The sequence below is a fragment of the Bacillus cereus group sp. MYBK95-2 genome (assembly GCF_051915225.1).
Classification (GTDB): Bacteria; Bacillota; Bacilli; order Bacillales; family Bacillaceae_G; genus Bacillus_A; species Bacillus_A cereus.
Window position 1 is genome coordinate 848186 of sequence record NZ_JBQAEH010000002.1, and the last position, 15355, is coordinate 863540.

Genomic DNA, 15355 nt, shown 5'->3' on the forward strand with positions numbered 1-15355 from the left:
ATTAAAGGAGTGAACAGTATGAAGAAAAAACCTTCAGCACTAATGAGACGTTTAAAATATTTTTCACCAATAGATCGTTATAACGATAATCATACACAAGAAACATATGAAGATCGCGAATGGGAAAATGTGTACAGAAAGCGTTGGCAGCATGATAAAGTAATTCGTTCTACACACGGCGTGAACTGTACTGGTTCATGTAGCTGGAATATATATGTGAAAGATGGAATTGTGACGTGGGAAGGGCAAGAGCTTAACTATCCAACGACAGGTCCTGATATGCCAGATTTTGAACCGCGAGGCTGCCCACGTGGAGCAAGTTTTTCTTGGTACATTTATAGTCCACTTCGTGTGAAATATCCGTATGTACGTGGTGTTCTTTGGAGTGTGTGGCAAGAGGAATTACAAAATAATGAGTCACCATTAGATGCTTGGAAAAGCATTGTGGAAAACCCTGAAAAAGCACGAAAGTATAAGCAGGCACGTGGTAAAGGGGGATTCATTCGTGCGAATTGGGATGAAGTGTTACAACTCGTTTCAGCTTCATTATTATATACAGTAATGAAATACGGTCCAGACCGAAATGTTGGTTTTTCGCCAATTCCAGCTATGTCGATGTTAAGTCATGCTGCAGGCAGCCGCTTTATGCAACTTATGGGTGGACCAATGCTTAGTTTCTATGATTGGTACGCAGATTTACCACCAGCTTCTCCGCAAATTTGGGGCGATCAAACAGATGTACCAGAAAGTAGTGACTGGTATAACTCTGGTTACATTATGACATGGGGTTCAAATGTACCGATGACGAGAACACCAGATGCTCACTTTTTAGCAGAGGTTCGATATAAAGGAACGAAAGTCGTTTCTGTCAGTCCTGACTTCGCTGAATCTACAAAGTTTGCAGATGATTGGATTAGTGTGAAACAAGGTACAGATGGTGCACTTGCGATGGCAATGGGGCATGTGATCTTACAAGAATTTTACGTAGATAATCAAGTGGAATATTTCACAAAGTATGCGAAGCAATATACTGATTTTCCTTTCTTTGTCACATTGAAACAAAAAGGAGATCAATTCGTTGCTGATCGTTTCTTAAACGCTGCTGATATTGGACGCGAAACGAAGTTAGGAGAATGGAAACCTGTTCTTTGGAACGAGAACACGAATGATTTTGCAACACCTCATGGCACAATGGGCTCACGTTGGGATAACGAAAAGAAATGGAACTTGCGTTTAGAAGATGAAGAAACAGGTGAAAAGATTGATCCACGTCTTTCTTTACTTGGAATGGAAGAATCGATTGGAACGGTACAAATTCCGTACTTCTCTGATGATGGAAACAAAGTATTAGAACGTACAATTCCAGTGAAAAAGGTTATGACAGAAGAAGGCGAAGTGTTCGTTACAACTGTATACGACTTAACGTTAGCAAATTACGGTGTGAACCGAGGGCTTGGCGGACAAGAGCCGAAAGACTTCAATGATGACGTTCCGTTTACACCTGCATGGCAAGAGAAAATGACAGGAGTAAAACGTGAGCTTATTATTCAAATCGCTCGTGAGTTCGCACAAAATGCTGTTGATACGAACGGTCGCTCAATGATTATTGTCGGAGCTGGTATTAACCATTGGTTTAACTCTGATACGATTTATCGCGCCGTTTTAAATCTTGTACTTCTCGTTGGGGCACAAGGTGTAAACGGCGGTGGCTGGGCGCATTACGTTGGGCAAGAAAAATTACGACCAGCAGAAGGATGGCAAACAATCGCGATGGCAAAAGATTGGCAAGGGCCACCAAAATTACAAAATGGTACATCTTTCTTCTATTTCGTAACAGATCAATGGCGCTATGAAGATACACCAGTTGGACATTTAGCATCACCAGTGGAAGGAAACTCTCGTTATCAACATCACGGTGATTATAACGTTTTAGCGGCGCGACTTGGTTGGTTACCTTCTTATCCTACATTTGAGAAAAATGGAATTGAACTATATAAAGAAGCTGTTGCTGCTGGTGCAACAACACAAGAAGAAATCGGAAAATACGTTGCACAAAAACTAAAAGAAAAAGAACTGAAATTTGCGATTGAAGATCCAGATAACAAAAATAACTTCCCGCGCAACTTATTCGTATGGCGTGCGAACTTAATTTCAAGTTCCGGTAAAGGGCACGAATATTTTTTAAAACATTTACTAGGTACAACAAACGGATTAATGAATGACGATAGTGATTCATTACGACCAGAAGAAATTAAGTGGCATGAAGAAGCACCAGAAGGGAAGCTTGATTTACTTATTAATTTAGATTTCCGTATGGCTGGAACAGCACTGTATTCTGATATCGTATTACCAGCTTCAACTTGGTACGAAAAACATGATTTAAGTAGTACAGATATGCATCCATTTGTGCATCCTTTTAATCCAGCAATCGGTTCACCGTGGGAAGCACGCTCTGATTGGGACATTTTCACTTCACTTTCTAAAGCTGTGTCAGATTTAGCGAAGAAAATTGATCTTGAACCAATGAAAGAAGTTGTTGCAACACCACTTCTTCATGATACACTGCAAGAATTAGCGCAACCACTTGGCAAGATTAAAGATTGGAGTAAAGGTGAATGTGAACCAATCCCGGGTAAAACGATGCCACAAATTCATGTTGTCGAAAGAGATTATAAAACGATTTATGACAAAATGACTGCGCTTGGACCGAATGTCGGAAAACAACCGATTGGTACGAAAGGGATCTCTTGGTCTGCGGAAAAAGAATATGAGCAATTAAAGAGCAAATTAGGAGTTGTTCGAACGGATTCTATCGCGAAAGGTTGCCCAGACATCAAAGAAGCAATCAATGCTGCTGAAGCGGTATTAACACTATCTTCTACAACAAACGGTCATATGGCAGTAAAAGCATGGGAAGCACTTGAAAAACAAACAGATCTAAAATTACGTGATTTAGCAGAAGAACGTGAAGAGGAATGCTTCACATTCGAACAAATTACAGCACAGCCGAAAACAGTAATTACTTCTCCAGCATTTACAGGTTCAGAAAAAGGTGGACGCCGTTACTCACCGTTTACAACAAATGTGGAACGTCTTATCCCTTGGAGAACGATAACTGGTCGACAATCTTTCTACTTAGACCATGACATGATGAAAGAATTTGGTGAAACGATGGCAACATTTAAACCAATTCTGCAACATAAACCGTTCCGTAAATCACGGCCCGAAGTAGAAGGGAAAGAGATTACACTAAACTATTTAACACCGCATAATAAGTGGTCGATTCATAGTATGTACTTCGATTCATTACCGATGTTAACGCTATTTAGAGGTGGTCCAACTGTTTGGATGAATAAAGAGGACGCTGCTGAAGTGGGTGTTGCAGATAATGATTGGATTGAGTGCTTTAATCGTAACGGTGTTGTTGTAGCGCGTGCTGTTGTAACGCATCGTATACCGAGAGGAATGGCGTTTATGCACCATGCGCAAGATCGTCATATTAACGTACCTGGTACGAAATTAACAAGTAACCGGGGGGGAACGCATAATAGTCCAACTCGAATTCACGTTAAACCAACACATATGATTGGTGGATACGGTCAATTAAGTTATGGATTTAACTATTATGGTCCGACTGGGAACCAGCGCGATTTAAACGTTGTAATTCGCAAACTGAAGGAGGTAGATTGGCTTGAAGATTAAAGCACAAGTCGGAATGGTTATGAACCTAGATAAATGCATCGGTTGCCATACTTGTAGCGTAACGTGCAAAAACACCTGGACAAATCGTCCAGGTGCTGAATATATGTATTTCAATAACGTAGAAACGAAACCTGGCATTGGTTATCCGAAGCAATGGGAAGATCAGGAGAAATATAAAGGCGGCTGGGAATTGAAAAATGGTGAAATTCAGCTGAAATCTGGTTCGAAAATGAAACGTCTTATGAACATTTTCCACAATCCAGATCAACCAACAATTGATGATTACTTTGAACCTTGGAATTATGATTATGAAACATTAACAAATAGCCCACAGCGTAAGCATCAACCAGTTGCTCGTCCGAAATCAGCAATTACAGGCGAATTTATCGACAAAATTGAATGGGGTCCAAACTGGGAGGACGATTTAGCAGGCGGACATATAACAGGATTACAAGATCCGAACGTAAAGAAAATGGAAGAAGAAATTAAAACTGATTTTGAAAACGTCTTTATGATGTATTTACCACGCATATGCGAACATTGTATGAATCCATCGTGCGTATCATCTTGTCCATCTGGTGCAATGTATAAACGTGAAGAAGACGGGATTGTACTTGTGGATCAAAATGCATGTCGTGCTTGGAGATTCTGCGTATCATCTTGTCCATATAAAAAAGTGTATTTTAACTGGCAAACGAATAAAGCTGAAAAATGTACAATGTGTTTCCCACGTATTGAGGCTGGTATGCCAACAATTTGTTCAGAAACATGTGTAGGACGTATCAGATATATTGGGGTAATGCTATATGATGCTGATAAAGTAAAAGAAGCAGCGTCTGTTGAAGACGAAAAAGATTTATATGAATCTCAGCTTACTGTTTTCCTAGATCCAAATGATCCAGAAGTGGCGGCTGAAGCGAAAAAACAAGGCATTCCTGAAGAATGGATTAAAGCGGCACAAGAGTCACCAATCTATAAAATGATTATCGATTGGAAAATTGCTCTACCTCTTCACCCAGAGTATCGTACAATGCCAATGGTTTGGTATATCCCGCCGCTTAGCCCAATTATGAATATGGTGGAAGGGAAAGGAAGTAACTGGAAAGCAGAAGAGATTTTCCCTGCTATCGATAATATGCGTATTCCAATTCAATATTTAGCGAATTTACTCACTGCAGGAGATGAATCACACATTCGTCTTACATTGAAGAAAATGGCTGTTATGCGAACGCATATGAGAGCGCTGCAAATTAATAAAGAGCCAAATGAAGCTGTATTAAAAGAACTTGGTTTAACAAAACAGGATGTAGAAGATATGTATCGTCTTCTTGCTATTGCGAAATATAAAGATCGCTTCGTCATTCCGGGCACTCATCGTGAACAAGTGGCAGATTTATATAGCGAACAAGGAAGCTGTGGTTTAGCATTCGCAGGTGGTCCAGGCTCTTGTATGACAATTTCTTAAATAAAGGGGGCAGAAAAATATGAAACAAAGTTTACAAACTGCTTTTTCTTGTTCTTCATTCCTTCTCTCCTATCCTGAACTAGGGTGGAGGGAAGCTTTAACTGAATTACTAGAAGAGATTGAAGCGATTGAACAGGACGATGTTAAAGCTTCACTTGCAACATTTATAAAACAAGCGCTAAATAAAACAAATGATCAATTGATTGATAGTTACGTATATACATTCGATTTTGGTAAGAAAACAAATATGTATCTTACTTATATGAACACTGGTGAACAAAGAGAAAGAGGTATTGAATTACTGGAGTTAAAACAGCATTATAAAAAATCAGGTTTTGAAGTAACAGATAAAGAATTACCTGATTATTTACCGCTATTGCTTGAGTTTTTTGCAAATGCAAATGAGCAAGACAGTGAACCAATTATGAGTAAATACAAGGAGAACATACAAGCATTACACGTTCAGTTAAAAGAAGCAGGTAGTATGTATGAACCAATTCTTGCGGCTGTTCTACTCGCTATCGATACATGGGGTGTACAGACAAATTAGAAAGGAGAGTTGTTAAAATGATGGATCAATTTCTATGGGTATTGTTTCCCTATATCATTTTTGCAATCTTTATCGGTGGACATATTTTTAGATACAACTATGATCAATTTGGATGGACATCAAAATCTAGTGAACTATTAGAAAAGAAAATGCTCCGAATCGGAAGTCTATTATTCCACTTTGGGATTATGTTCGTAATTGGCGGTCATGTTATGGGGATTTTAATTCCAGAAGCTGTATACCGTTCAACAGGTATTTCTGAGCATATGTATCATGTAGTAGCAATTAGTTTTGGGCTTCCGGCAGGTGTTGCTTCTATCATCGGTTTAATTATATTAACGTACCGCCGCGTAACTGTAAAACGTATCATTGCAACGAGTACAAAGGGAGATTATATTGCGCTTATTTTATTACTTATCGTAATGCTAGCAGGACTTTCTTCAACATTTTTAAATATCGATTCAAAAGGATTTGATTATCGTACAACAATTGGCCCTTGGTTCCGAAGCCTCTTTATTTTCCAACCGAAAGTTGAATATATGATGGAAGTACCAGTATGGTTTAAAATTCATATTCTTGCAGGGATGGGTTTATTCGCAGTATGGCCATTTACAAGACTAGTACATGTATTTAGTGCCCCAATTAAATATGTAAGCCGTAGTTATGTAATTTACAGAAGACGTATTCCTAATGAATTGAAAAAATAATACTGCTGTAAACGGATAGGAGCTAATGGTTAAAACGAAACGAGGTCTAATATGGAAGGCCTCGTTTTTGTTTACAGAGGGAATAACCGTTAATAAATGGCTTAAATTGAAAAAAGATTAGCATCTAAATAAGACGCTAATCAATACTACAAACAGAAGCAGAACAATCTTCACAAGCAATTTCACATTTTAAAAATTGTAAATCGTGTATTGTAATCTTTCCTTTATGAATAGAAATTGTACCTTGCTTTTTTAATTCATTTAACATTCGATTTACACTTTCACGTGAAGTTGCACAGAAATTAGCAAGTTCTTGATTCGTTAATGGTAAATCGATGAGAATACCATTTTCCTTTAAAACACCATAACTATTTGTCATTCGTATGAGAGTAGAATATAGGGCACCTTTTTTGCCATGTAATACTAAATCTCGGAACTTCGTTTGCATTCTTCTTAAATGTTCACTAATCCATTTCATAAATTCAAATACAAGAGCTGGTTTTTGGAGTAATTCTTTTTCTAACGCTTCACGCTTTATAACGCCTACTTCAACATCTTCAAGGCATTTTGAATTTAATAAATACTTCGCATTATCCGTGAACAATGTTAATTCTCCAATAATGTCGTATGCCGAACAAATTCGAAGTGTTAGTTCTTGTCCGTCAGCACTAAGTTTACTAATTTGTACTTTTCCTGAGTGGATGATATAGAGTTCGGTTGCCTCCATACCTTCCTGAAAAATAAAACTACCTTTTTTAATTTGCATTTTATATTCAACAGATGCAAGTAATTCTTTTAAATCTTGAGATAATGTCATACTGTTTGCCACAGTGATCACCTTTCTTCTTATAAGCAATACATTTCCTATTTTGAGTGTAAATATGATGAAAATGCAAGAGCTATTTTAAAAATAAATTGAAATTTCAATGACCGTAAGGGGAAGAGATTTTCAGTTTTTAGTTTGAAAAATTCAATAGACAAAGTAGATGAGATTAAAGATGTGAACAAAATTCGAACGGATTTGTGAAAAATTTTTGAATGGGGAAAGTAATGTGAGAAAAGTCACATTGAATATGTAGCTTCTTTTTTATAATGAAGGCAAATAAAAAAATGAAAGCTTACTAAGGATTGTAGCAGAAAAGAAGGGATAGAGATGCACGAGAACATGAAAGATTCTTTAAAGCGGCCACTTCAAGATTTACGTATTTCAGTTATTGATCGTTGTAATTTTAGGTGTACATACTGTATGCCTGCTGAAGTGTTCGGACCTGATTATGCTTTTTTACAGGAAGAGCTTTTATTAACGTTCGATGAAATAGAAAGATTAGCGAGATTATTTATAAGTATGGGAGTAAATAAAATTAGGCTTACTGGCGGTGAACCTTTATTGCGTAAACACTTACCGACGTTAATTGCAAGACTTGCAAATCTAGAGGGCTTACAAGATATTGGACTCACAACAAACGGTATTCATTTAGCAAAACAAGCAAAGGCGTTAAAAGAAGTGGGATTAAAGCGTGTAAATATTAGTTTAGATGCGATAGAGGATTATGTCTTCAAAAAAATTAATGGACGAAATGTAAGCACAAAACCTGTATTAAAAGGAATTGAAGAAGCAAAGAAGGTAGGGTTAGAAGTAAAGGTAAATATGGTCGTAAAAAAAGGAGTGAATGATAGTCAAATTCTTCATATGGCTCGTTATTTTAAAGAACAAGAAATTCAGCTCCGTTTTATAGAGTTTATGGATGTGGGCAGTACAAACGGCTGGAACTTTGAACAAGTTATTACGAAGGAACAATTAATAGAGAAAATTAATCGTGTATATCCAATTGAGCCCGCTCAGCCTCGTTACTTTGGAGAGGTTGCGAAATTGTATCGATATGTAGGGAGTAATGCAGAAGTGGGATTTATTACTTCTGTTTCTGAGTCATTTTGTTCTTCTTGTACGAGAGCACGTATTTCGGCAGATGGTAAGTTTTTTACGTGCCTATTTGGAGAAAAAGGAACGGATTTGCGAACGCTTCTTCGAGAAAATATTTCTGATGCCTCACTATTAAAAATTTTACAACATACATGGCGATATAGAACAGATCGATATTCAGATGAAAGAACGGTTGAGAGTGCAAGTAAACGTCCAAAAGTTGAAATGTCTTACATTGGTGGATAGTGAAAGGAGGATTTCTTATGCAAGAGCGTTATTCAAGACAAGTGTTGTTTTCTGGAATTGGTGAAATGGGACAAAGAAAAATAAGAGAAAAGCATGTGCTCCTAATCGGTGCGGGTGCACTAGGGGCTGCGAATGCAGAAGCACTCGCTAGGATGGGAATTGGGAAATTGACAATTGCCGATCGTGACTATGTCGAATGGAGTAATTTACAACGGCAACAGTTATATACAGAAGAAGATGCAAAACAATGCAAACCAAAAGCAATTGCAGCGGCAGAACATGTAAGAAAGATTAATTCTGAAGTGGAAATTGTACCAGTTGTAATGGATGTCACAATGCAAGAAATAGAAGAGTTAACAAAAGAAGTGGATCTCATTATAGATGCCACTGACAACTTCGATACGCGCCTACTTATAAATGATATTTCACAAAAAGAAAATATACCTTGGATATACGGTGGATGCGTTGGAAGTTACGGTGTAACGTATACAAGTCTTCCAGGAAAAACACCATGTTTTCGCTGCTTAATGGATCATCCGATGGGCGGTGCAACATGTGATACAGCGGGAATTATTCAGCCAGCTGTACAGATGGTTGTTGCTCACCAAGTGACAGAAGCAATGAAAATATTGGTGGATGATTTCGAGACGCTACGAGGAACAATGTTATCATTTGATATTTGGAACAATCAATTTCTCTCATTAAAAGTAAATAAACAGAAAAAAAGTACATGTCCATCTTGCGGAAATACACGTACGTACCCAAGTTTAACATTTGAATCACAGGTGAAAACGGAGGTGCTATGCGGACGGAATACAGTTCAAATCTCTTCAGGAATAAAGAGAGTTCTAAATTTAAACGAAATCCAAAAAAGATTACAAAAAATTGTACATGTCCAAAAAACGCCGTACTTACTATCATTTCTAATTGATGAATATCATTTCGTTTTATTTACAGACGGTAGGGCATTTATTCATGGGACAAATGATGTGAAAATAGCAAAACGATTGTACGCAAAATATATAGGCTGAATAGAAAGTGAGTTTCACTTTCCAAAAACGAGGTGAAAAAGAATGTTATTAAAACGTAATCCAATTCCAGTGGCAGAAGCAGTTGCACGAGTAATGGAATATGCTTATCAGGGTGAAATAGAAGAGGTTTCTCTTATAGAAAGCTACGGTAGAACGCTTGGAAAAGATGTTATTGCAGATCATGATGTCCCGCATTTTGATCGCTCTCCGTACGACGGGTTTGCGATTCGAGCAGAAGATACGAAAGAAGCAAGTAGCAGTAATCCCATTCTGTTTGAAGTGATTGGTGAAATTGGAGCAGGTTTTGTTTTTACAGAAGATGTGAAAGCATTTCAAGCTGTCCGTATTATGACAGGTGCGGCAATTCCTGCGGGGTGTAATACAGTAGTTATGTTAGAGCTAACGGAAGGATTTGAAGAAAACGAAAAGACTTATATGAAATTGAAACGCTCCTTTGTTGCTGGGGATAACATTTCTTTTAAAGGAGAAGATGTAAAACAAAATAGCATTCTGGTGAAAAAAGGGACTGTTATTAATCCTGGAGTAGCAGCACTTCTTGCTACGTTTGGTTATAGTACCGTACGCGTTGTAAAACAGCCGGTTATTGGAATTGTAACGACAGGAAGTGAACTGCTTGAAGTACATGAACAATTAAAGACAGGGAAGATTCGAAATAGTAACTCCTATATGATAGCTGCGCAAATTGAACGAGCAGGCGGAGTTGTACGGTATTATGGACAATTCGCTGACGATTTTGAGACGTGTTATAACACTGTAAAAAAGGCGATAAAAGAAGTTGATATATTAATTACAACTGGTGGTGTTTCAGTAGGAGACTATGACTATTTACCTGCCATCTATGAGAGATTACGAGCTAATGTACTTTTTGACAAAATAGCGATGCGACCAGGAAGTGTGACAACTGTAGCTGAGGTAGAAGGAAAATTACTATTTGGTCTATCTGGTAATCCTTCTGCTTGTTATGTCGGTTGTGAATTATATGTTAGACCAGTGATTGGAAAATACTTGCATAGGGAAGATTCGCACATATATCGTGCAGAGGCAATTTTACAAAAAGACTTTCCGAAAGCAAACCCATTTACTCGTTTTGTAAGAGGGAGAGTGGAAATTGTAGATGGGCAATTACAAGTTACACCAGTTGGTTTAGATAAATCTAGCGCAATTTCTTCACTTGCAGAAGCGAATGCATTTATCGTTTTGCCAGGGGGAACGAGAGGATTTAAAGCTGGAATTACTGTTTCGGTACTGTTATTAGAATCAAACAACGGAAGTGAGTGGCCGTGGGAAGAGCCGCTTCGATCATACAAGTAATAGAAAAATAGGTTGCTAACTTATATAAAGATAAGAGGTGCAAAATGACACATACGTATTATGAAGTAATTGATACACCTATTTCAATTGAAGAAGTTACAAACAAAGTAATTCGTCGTGAGTGTGGTGCGGTTACTACTTTTATTGGTACTGTTAGAGAATTTACGAAAGGTCGACGTACACTTTGTTTAGAGTATGTAGCTTATAAGACAATGGCGGAGAAACAGCTTGAGAGAATTGGCACTGAAGTAGGAGAGAATTGGCCGGGGATATATGTCGCTATTACACATCGCATTGGTACATTACAAATTTCTGATCTTGCTGTTGTCGTTGCTGTTTCTACACCACACCGGAAAGCTGCCTATGAGGCGAACGAATATATTATGGAGCGTATTAAACAAATTGTTCCAATTTGGAAGAAAGAGTTTTGGGAAGATGGTGAGTCATGGATAGGTGATCAGTTAGAGAGGGTAACATATGCAAATGGTGAGCCTAGAAAGGAGATGAGAATATGATTGAAGTGCTATTATTTGCACATTTACAGGAAGAAGTAAGTAAGTCGTCATTGCACATAGATTGTGAAAATATTACAGTTGCGAAGCTGAAGGAAGTACTCATTAAGAAATACAACATAGCAATTTCAAACGAGATTATGGTCGCGATAAATGAAGAGTATGCAAATGAGAATGACATCATTCAAACTGGCGATATCGTAGCAATGATTCCGCCAGTAAGTGGTGGTTGATTCTTTTCAGCCTAATCATGTTAGGACGTGATTAGGCTGGAGAGAATGAATATAACTATGCATACATAGGAGGGAACAGGATGAAAAGTCCTAATTTTCAATTAAGTTTACAAACTTCTAATCTAATTATCGGTTTTATGGTATGGGTCATTTTATCATCATTAATGCCTTATATTAAAGCGGATATTCCATTAACTGCGGGACAAATTTCTATGGTCACAGCAGTACCTGTTATTTTAGGCTCTATTCTTCGTATTCCAATTGGTTATTGGACGAATCGTTTCGGAGCAAGAAAATTATTCTTTATTAGTTTTATTCTATTATTATTTCCTGTTTTTTATATTAGTGTTGCCAATTCTATGATGGATTTAATTATTGGTGGATTATTTGTAGGAATCGGTGGTGCTGTATTCTCTGTAGGAGTAACTTCTTTACCAAAATACTTTCCGAAAGAGAGTCACGGTTTTGTAAATGGTATTTACGGTGTCGGTAACGCCGGAACAGCAATTACTTCGTTTTTAGCACCTGTCATTGCAACTTCAGTTGGCTGGAGAACGACAGTACAATGTTATTTAGTTTTACTTGCAGCGTTTGCACTTATGAACTTTTTATTAGGTGATCGTAAGGAGAAAAAAGTGAATACACCACTAATGGAACAAATAAAAGGTGTATATAAAAATGAGAAACTTTGGTTTTTATGTATCTTTTACTTTTTAACATTCGGATCATTTGTCGCATTTACAGTATACTTACCAAACTTTCTAGTATCTCACTTCGGATTAGAGAAAGTAGATGCAGGTATGCGGACAGCCGGATTCATCGTACTCGCAACAATTATGCGCCCGATTGGTGGTTGGCTCGGTGATAAGTTTAATCCATTTAAAATATTAATCTTCGTATTTATCGGTTTAACACTTTCAGGTATTATTTTATCGTTTATGCCAAGTATGAACGTGTATACATTTGGTTGCTTACTAGTAGCATTTTGTGCAGGGATTGGTAATGGTACAATCTTCAAACTCGTTCCAATGTATTTCTCAGAACAAGCTGGTATTGTAAATGGTCTCGTATCAGCTTTAGGTGGACTAGGAGGATTCTTCCCACCGCTAATTTTAACATTACTATTCCAATTAACAGGTCATTATGCAATTGGATTTATGGCGCTATCAGAAGTCGCACTTGCTTGTTTAATTATTACAGTATGGATGTATAGCCAAGAGAAATTGTTAGTGATGTTAAAGAATCATTAATAAGGAAAAAGAACCATCCCAAAGTATATTGGGATGGTTCTTTTAGTAATAGGCTTCAACATGTTTTTATTGATATCTCAATAAACGCTTGTTTTCTATAAGAATGTGTTTTTAAAATGAAAAACAGAAGGCTTATGGAATTTTATTTTAAAATATAGAAGTCAAAAGTTATTCATTTAAAGGGTAGATTAGTGAAGGAAATCTTAAATCTATTCTAAAGATCGAACTCATTTTTAGAATGCAAATATTTAATTGAATCGGGATGTTTAGATGAAAAAAATATAAGTCCACTCAAGATAAACAAGTATCAGGTGTGTTAGGTGGTTTAAGCGACAAGTATGGGATTGATCTAAGTATTCTTCGCATAGTAACTGCAGTATCAGATTTTTTTAGGGCCAAATTTTTTGGTAAGGCTAACGGATATTGTGAAAAAAGTACTACACTAAAGAATACAGTTTAGTTCAATAAGATAAAATTATGAATTTGTATAAATAATCCATAATTTTCTTTATGAGTTATATTTGATATGTTAAAGAAAAGAGAGGGGAGGGAAATGAAATAAGAATTTTTGATGAGCATTTTCATATTATCGATTTCAGTTTTCTGATTATTGAGAACTAAGGGTGTTTTCCGATGAATGAAATGTGTCCACATTTAGTAAAGCGTTTAATCCAACTAAAATATATTTAGAATGAGGTTTTAAATGTTTGTATTTATTATATTAGACGTAATATTACCGATATTAATATTGATGCTAATTGGTGCAATCTTACAAAGAAAGTTCCAATTTAACTTAAAGCAGCTATCTACACTTATTACTTATTGCTTAATGCCAGCGGCTGTATTTGTGAATATATATGATATTCGTATAGAAACAGGTTTGTTGCTCCAGATAATATACTATTTAATGCTTTATAGTCTGAGTCTGATCATAGTAAGTCATTTCATTTCAAAAATATTAAAGTTAGAAAAAGGAGAAAGTGCAGCTCTAAAAAATAGCATTTCGTTAATGAATTCCGGTAATTATGGGTTACCAGTAAGTCAATTGATTTTCAGTCACAATCCAGTGGGGGTTTCCATTCAAATTTTTATTGTTATTTTCCAGAATCTTTTAACTTATTCATATGGGATATATAACTTACTATCAGCAACAAAAACAATCGGAGGTATTATTCAATCATTTCTAAGACTGCCTGTATTTCATGCACTCGTATTAGGGGTTTTCTTTCAATCTTTTACAATTCAAATACCTAATTCTATCTTGCTACCTCTTAATCAGCTTGCGAATGGTTTTGTTGCAATAGCACTCATATTGCTAGGGGCACAATTATCTAACATTAAACTTAATTTTTTCCATCGAGTCATAACATGGGCTTTAATTGGAAGGTTACTGATGGGACCATTATTAGCACTTGCCGTAATATACATACTAAACATCGATGGTATTGTTGCACAATCATTATTTATTGCAAGTTCTTTTCCTACTTCAAGGAATACATCAACCATTGCTATGGAATATCAAATAGAGCCTGAATTACATGCACAAATCGTTTTATTTTCAACACTTTTCAGCATTATTACAGTAACTGTCGTTATTTATTTGTCATATATTTTGTTTTGAATATACGTGTTAAAACGAATAGATTTGAGGCGGTAAATGATGGCGGAAATCCCATAGATATGAGAAGAAAACAGTCTATGATATATTGGGTATCGTTTACAATTGTACCATGTCTGATAATCAAGTAGCTTAATTCAAAAAAAGGAAACTCGTTGCGGGTGATTTCGTATGAAAATCTTTAAAGCATCTACATATAGACTTGCGAAAAAAGACACAATTTCGCTTATAATTGACGTTACATGAGCTTAGTTTGATAGCGGTGGGGTGGAGTGTCAAGTAAGAAATTTTTCTTTATTGATTTTATGCGGTTTTTCCGCAAAATTGTAACTAAGGGGGATTCCAAGTTGAGTAAACAGAATATCAGCACAACAGTTTCAGGAGATATAATTGTTACCCATCTAGTTGGCAATATAAAAACAGATGATGTGTATGAATGGTTTAATGGTTTTGAGCGGGTTTGTCAGCAATTCATTTCTGAAGGGCGGAAATACAAATTGTTGGTGGATAGAAAAGGATACACGCCAAATCATTTTTCTGTTCAAAAAGTATGGAAAGAGAAGTTCTTCAATGAAATCATTTTGAATAACAGTAAGGCAATTGCATTTCTCCTTGAAGAGGGGGAGATAATGGATTATTTACAACAATCTAATACGAAAGAATCTGTGAGATTTTTTGATGATTATGAACAAGCGCTAATTTGGTTGAATGAATATCCAATATAAAACCTGTATTGAAGCAGTTGCTCTCAAGTAACTGCTTTTTTGTCCGTAATTGTTGCCGTTATT

Annotated in this window: 13 protein-coding genes and 1 pseudogene; 13 read left to right on the forward strand and 1 reads right to left on the reverse strand. The window is 36.5% G+C overall.

The features are described 5' to 3' along the window. Positions 1 to 18 precede the first annotated feature (18 nt). From ACTFN4_RS11340 to narI, 4 genes are read left to right on the forward strand one after another with little or no spacing between them, the layout of a single operon-like run. Positions 19 to 3702: a nitrate reductase subunit alpha gene (locus ACTFN4_RS11340; RefSeq protein ID WP_439962301.1), complete on the forward strand. Its 3684-nt coding sequence runs from the start codon at positions 19 to 21 to the stop codon at positions 3700 to 3702. Next, positions 3692 to 5167 (forward strand): nitrate reductase subunit beta, encoded by a 1476-nt coding sequence (gene narH / locus ACTFN4_RS11345; RefSeq protein WP_033695472.1) that lies wholly within the window; start codon positions 3692 to 3694, stop codon positions 5165 to 5167. The genes ACTFN4_RS11340 and narH overlap by 11 nt, the downstream gene beginning before the upstream one ends. Positions 5168 to 5186: 19 nt before the next feature. Beyond that, positions 5187 to 5717 (forward strand): nitrate reductase molybdenum cofactor assembly chaperone, encoded by a 531-nt coding sequence (narJ, locus tag ACTFN4_RS11350; protein WP_000814216.1) that lies wholly within the window; start codon positions 5187 to 5189, stop codon positions 5715 to 5717. A gap of 17 nt (positions 5718 to 5734) precedes the next feature. Next, complete coding sequence (narI, locus tag ACTFN4_RS11355; RefSeq protein WP_439962302.1) at positions 5735 to 6424, forward strand: respiratory nitrate reductase subunit gamma; 690 nt, start codon at positions 5735 to 5737, stop codon at positions 6422 to 6424. A 136-nt stretch (positions 6425 to 6560) separates the two neighbouring features. Here the strand turns inward: narI and ACTFN4_RS11360 are convergent, their stop codons facing one another. Next, on the reverse strand, positions 6561 to 7253 hold the full coding sequence (locus ACTFN4_RS11360) for a Crp/Fnr family transcriptional regulator (RefSeq protein ID WP_000013859.1): 693 nt from the start codon (positions 7251 to 7253) through the stop codon (positions 6561 to 6563). Between the two features lie 324 nt (positions 7254 to 7577). Here ACTFN4_RS11360 and moaA point away from each other — a divergent pair, with 324 nt between their 5' ends. The 9 genes and pseudogenes from moaA to ACTFN4_RS11405 all read left to right on the forward strand — a co-directional run bounded on the left by moaA (position 7578) and on the right by ACTFN4_RS11405 (position 15292). Further along, entirely contained in the window at positions 7578 to 8591 is a 1014-nt protein-coding gene (gene moaA, locus ACTFN4_RS11365) for a GTP 3',8-cyclase MoaA (RefSeq protein ID WP_439962303.1), read from the forward strand. Positions 8592 to 8608: 17 nt separating this feature from the next. Next, a complete protein-coding gene (locus ACTFN4_RS11370) occupies positions 8609 to 9622 on the forward strand; it encodes a molybdopterin-synthase adenylyltransferase MoeB (RefSeq protein ID WP_439962304.1) in 1014 nt (337 codons plus the stop codon). 42 nt (positions 9623 to 9664) lie between these two features. Next, positions 9665 to 10954, forward strand: a complete 1290-nt coding sequence (locus tag ACTFN4_RS11375) for a molybdopterin molybdotransferase MoeA (RefSeq protein WP_088322224.1) — start codon at positions 9665 to 9667, stop codon at positions 10952 to 10954. Positions 10955 to 10998: 44 nt separating this feature from the next. Continuing rightward, on the forward strand, positions 10999 to 11469 hold the full coding sequence (gene moaE / locus ACTFN4_RS11380; RefSeq protein WP_000149962.1) for a molybdopterin synthase catalytic subunit MoaE: 471 nt from the start codon (positions 10999 to 11001) through the stop codon (positions 11467 to 11469). Then, positions 11466 to 11699: a molybdopterin converting factor subunit 1 gene (gene moaD / locus ACTFN4_RS11385; protein ID WP_000573688.1), complete on the forward strand. Its 234-nt coding sequence runs from the start codon at positions 11466 to 11468 to the stop codon at positions 11697 to 11699. The genes moaE and moaD overlap by 4 nt, the downstream gene beginning before the upstream one ends. Before the next feature lie 80 nt (positions 11700 to 11779). Beyond that, a complete protein-coding gene (gene narK / locus ACTFN4_RS11390; RefSeq protein WP_000841841.1) occupies positions 11780 to 12949 on the forward strand; it encodes a nitrate transporter NarK in 1170 nt (389 codons plus the stop codon). Between the two features lie 274 nt (positions 12950 to 13223). Beyond that, a pseudogene (locus ACTFN4_RS11395) lies at positions 13224 to 13352 on the forward strand (PspC domain-containing protein); the annotation flags it as partial. Positions 13353 to 13652: 300 nt separating this feature from the next. Next, entirely contained in the window at positions 13653 to 14570 is a 918-nt protein-coding gene (locus ACTFN4_RS11400; RefSeq protein WP_119683251.1) for an AEC family transporter, read from the forward strand. 302 nt (positions 14571 to 14872) lie between these two features. After that, positions 14873 to 15292 carry an STAS/SEC14 domain-containing protein gene (locus tag ACTFN4_RS11405; RefSeq protein WP_074553699.1) on the forward strand — a complete coding sequence of 140 codons (420 nt, stop codon included), beginning with the start codon at positions 14873 to 14875 and terminating at the stop codon, positions 15290 to 15292. Positions 15293 to 15355 lie beyond the last annotated feature (63 nt).

Coding starts and splice junctions, on each gene's coding strand:
- ACTFN4_RS11340 (WP_439962301.1), top strand. CDS start 19: ATGAAGAAAAAACCTTCAGCACTAATGAGACGTTTAAAATATTTTTCA.
- moaA (WP_439962303.1), top strand. CDS start 7,578: ATGCACGAGAACATGAAAGATTCTTTAAAGCGGCCACTTCAAGATTTA.
- ACTFN4_RS11375 (WP_088322224.1), top strand. CDS start 9,665: ATGTTATTAAAACGTAATCCAATTCCAGTGGCAGAAGCAGTTGCACGA.
- ACTFN4_RS11400 (WP_119683251.1), top strand. CDS start 13,653: ATGTTTGTATTTATTATATTAGACGTAATATTACCGATATTAATATTG.
- moaE (WP_000149962.1), top strand. CDS start 10,999: ATGACACATACGTATTATGAAGTAATTGATACACCTATTTCAATTGAA.
- ACTFN4_RS11405 (WP_074553699.1), top strand. CDS start 14,873: ATGCGGTTTTTCCGCAAAATTGTAACTAAGGGGGATTCCAAGTTGAGT.
- narK (WP_000841841.1), top strand. CDS start 11,780: ATGAAAAGTCCTAATTTTCAATTAAGTTTACAAACTTCTAATCTAATT.
- moaD (WP_000573688.1), top strand. CDS start 11,466: ATGATTGAAGTGCTATTATTTGCACATTTACAGGAAGAAGTAAGTAAG.
- narI (WP_439962302.1), top strand. CDS start 5,735: ATGATGGATCAATTTCTATGGGTATTGTTTCCCTATATCATTTTTGCA.
- ACTFN4_RS11370 (WP_439962304.1), top strand. CDS start 8,609: ATGCAAGAGCGTTATTCAAGACAAGTGTTGTTTTCTGGAATTGGTGAA.
- narJ (WP_000814216.1), top strand. CDS start 5,187: ATGAAACAAAGTTTACAAACTGCTTTTTCTTGTTCTTCATTCCTTCTC.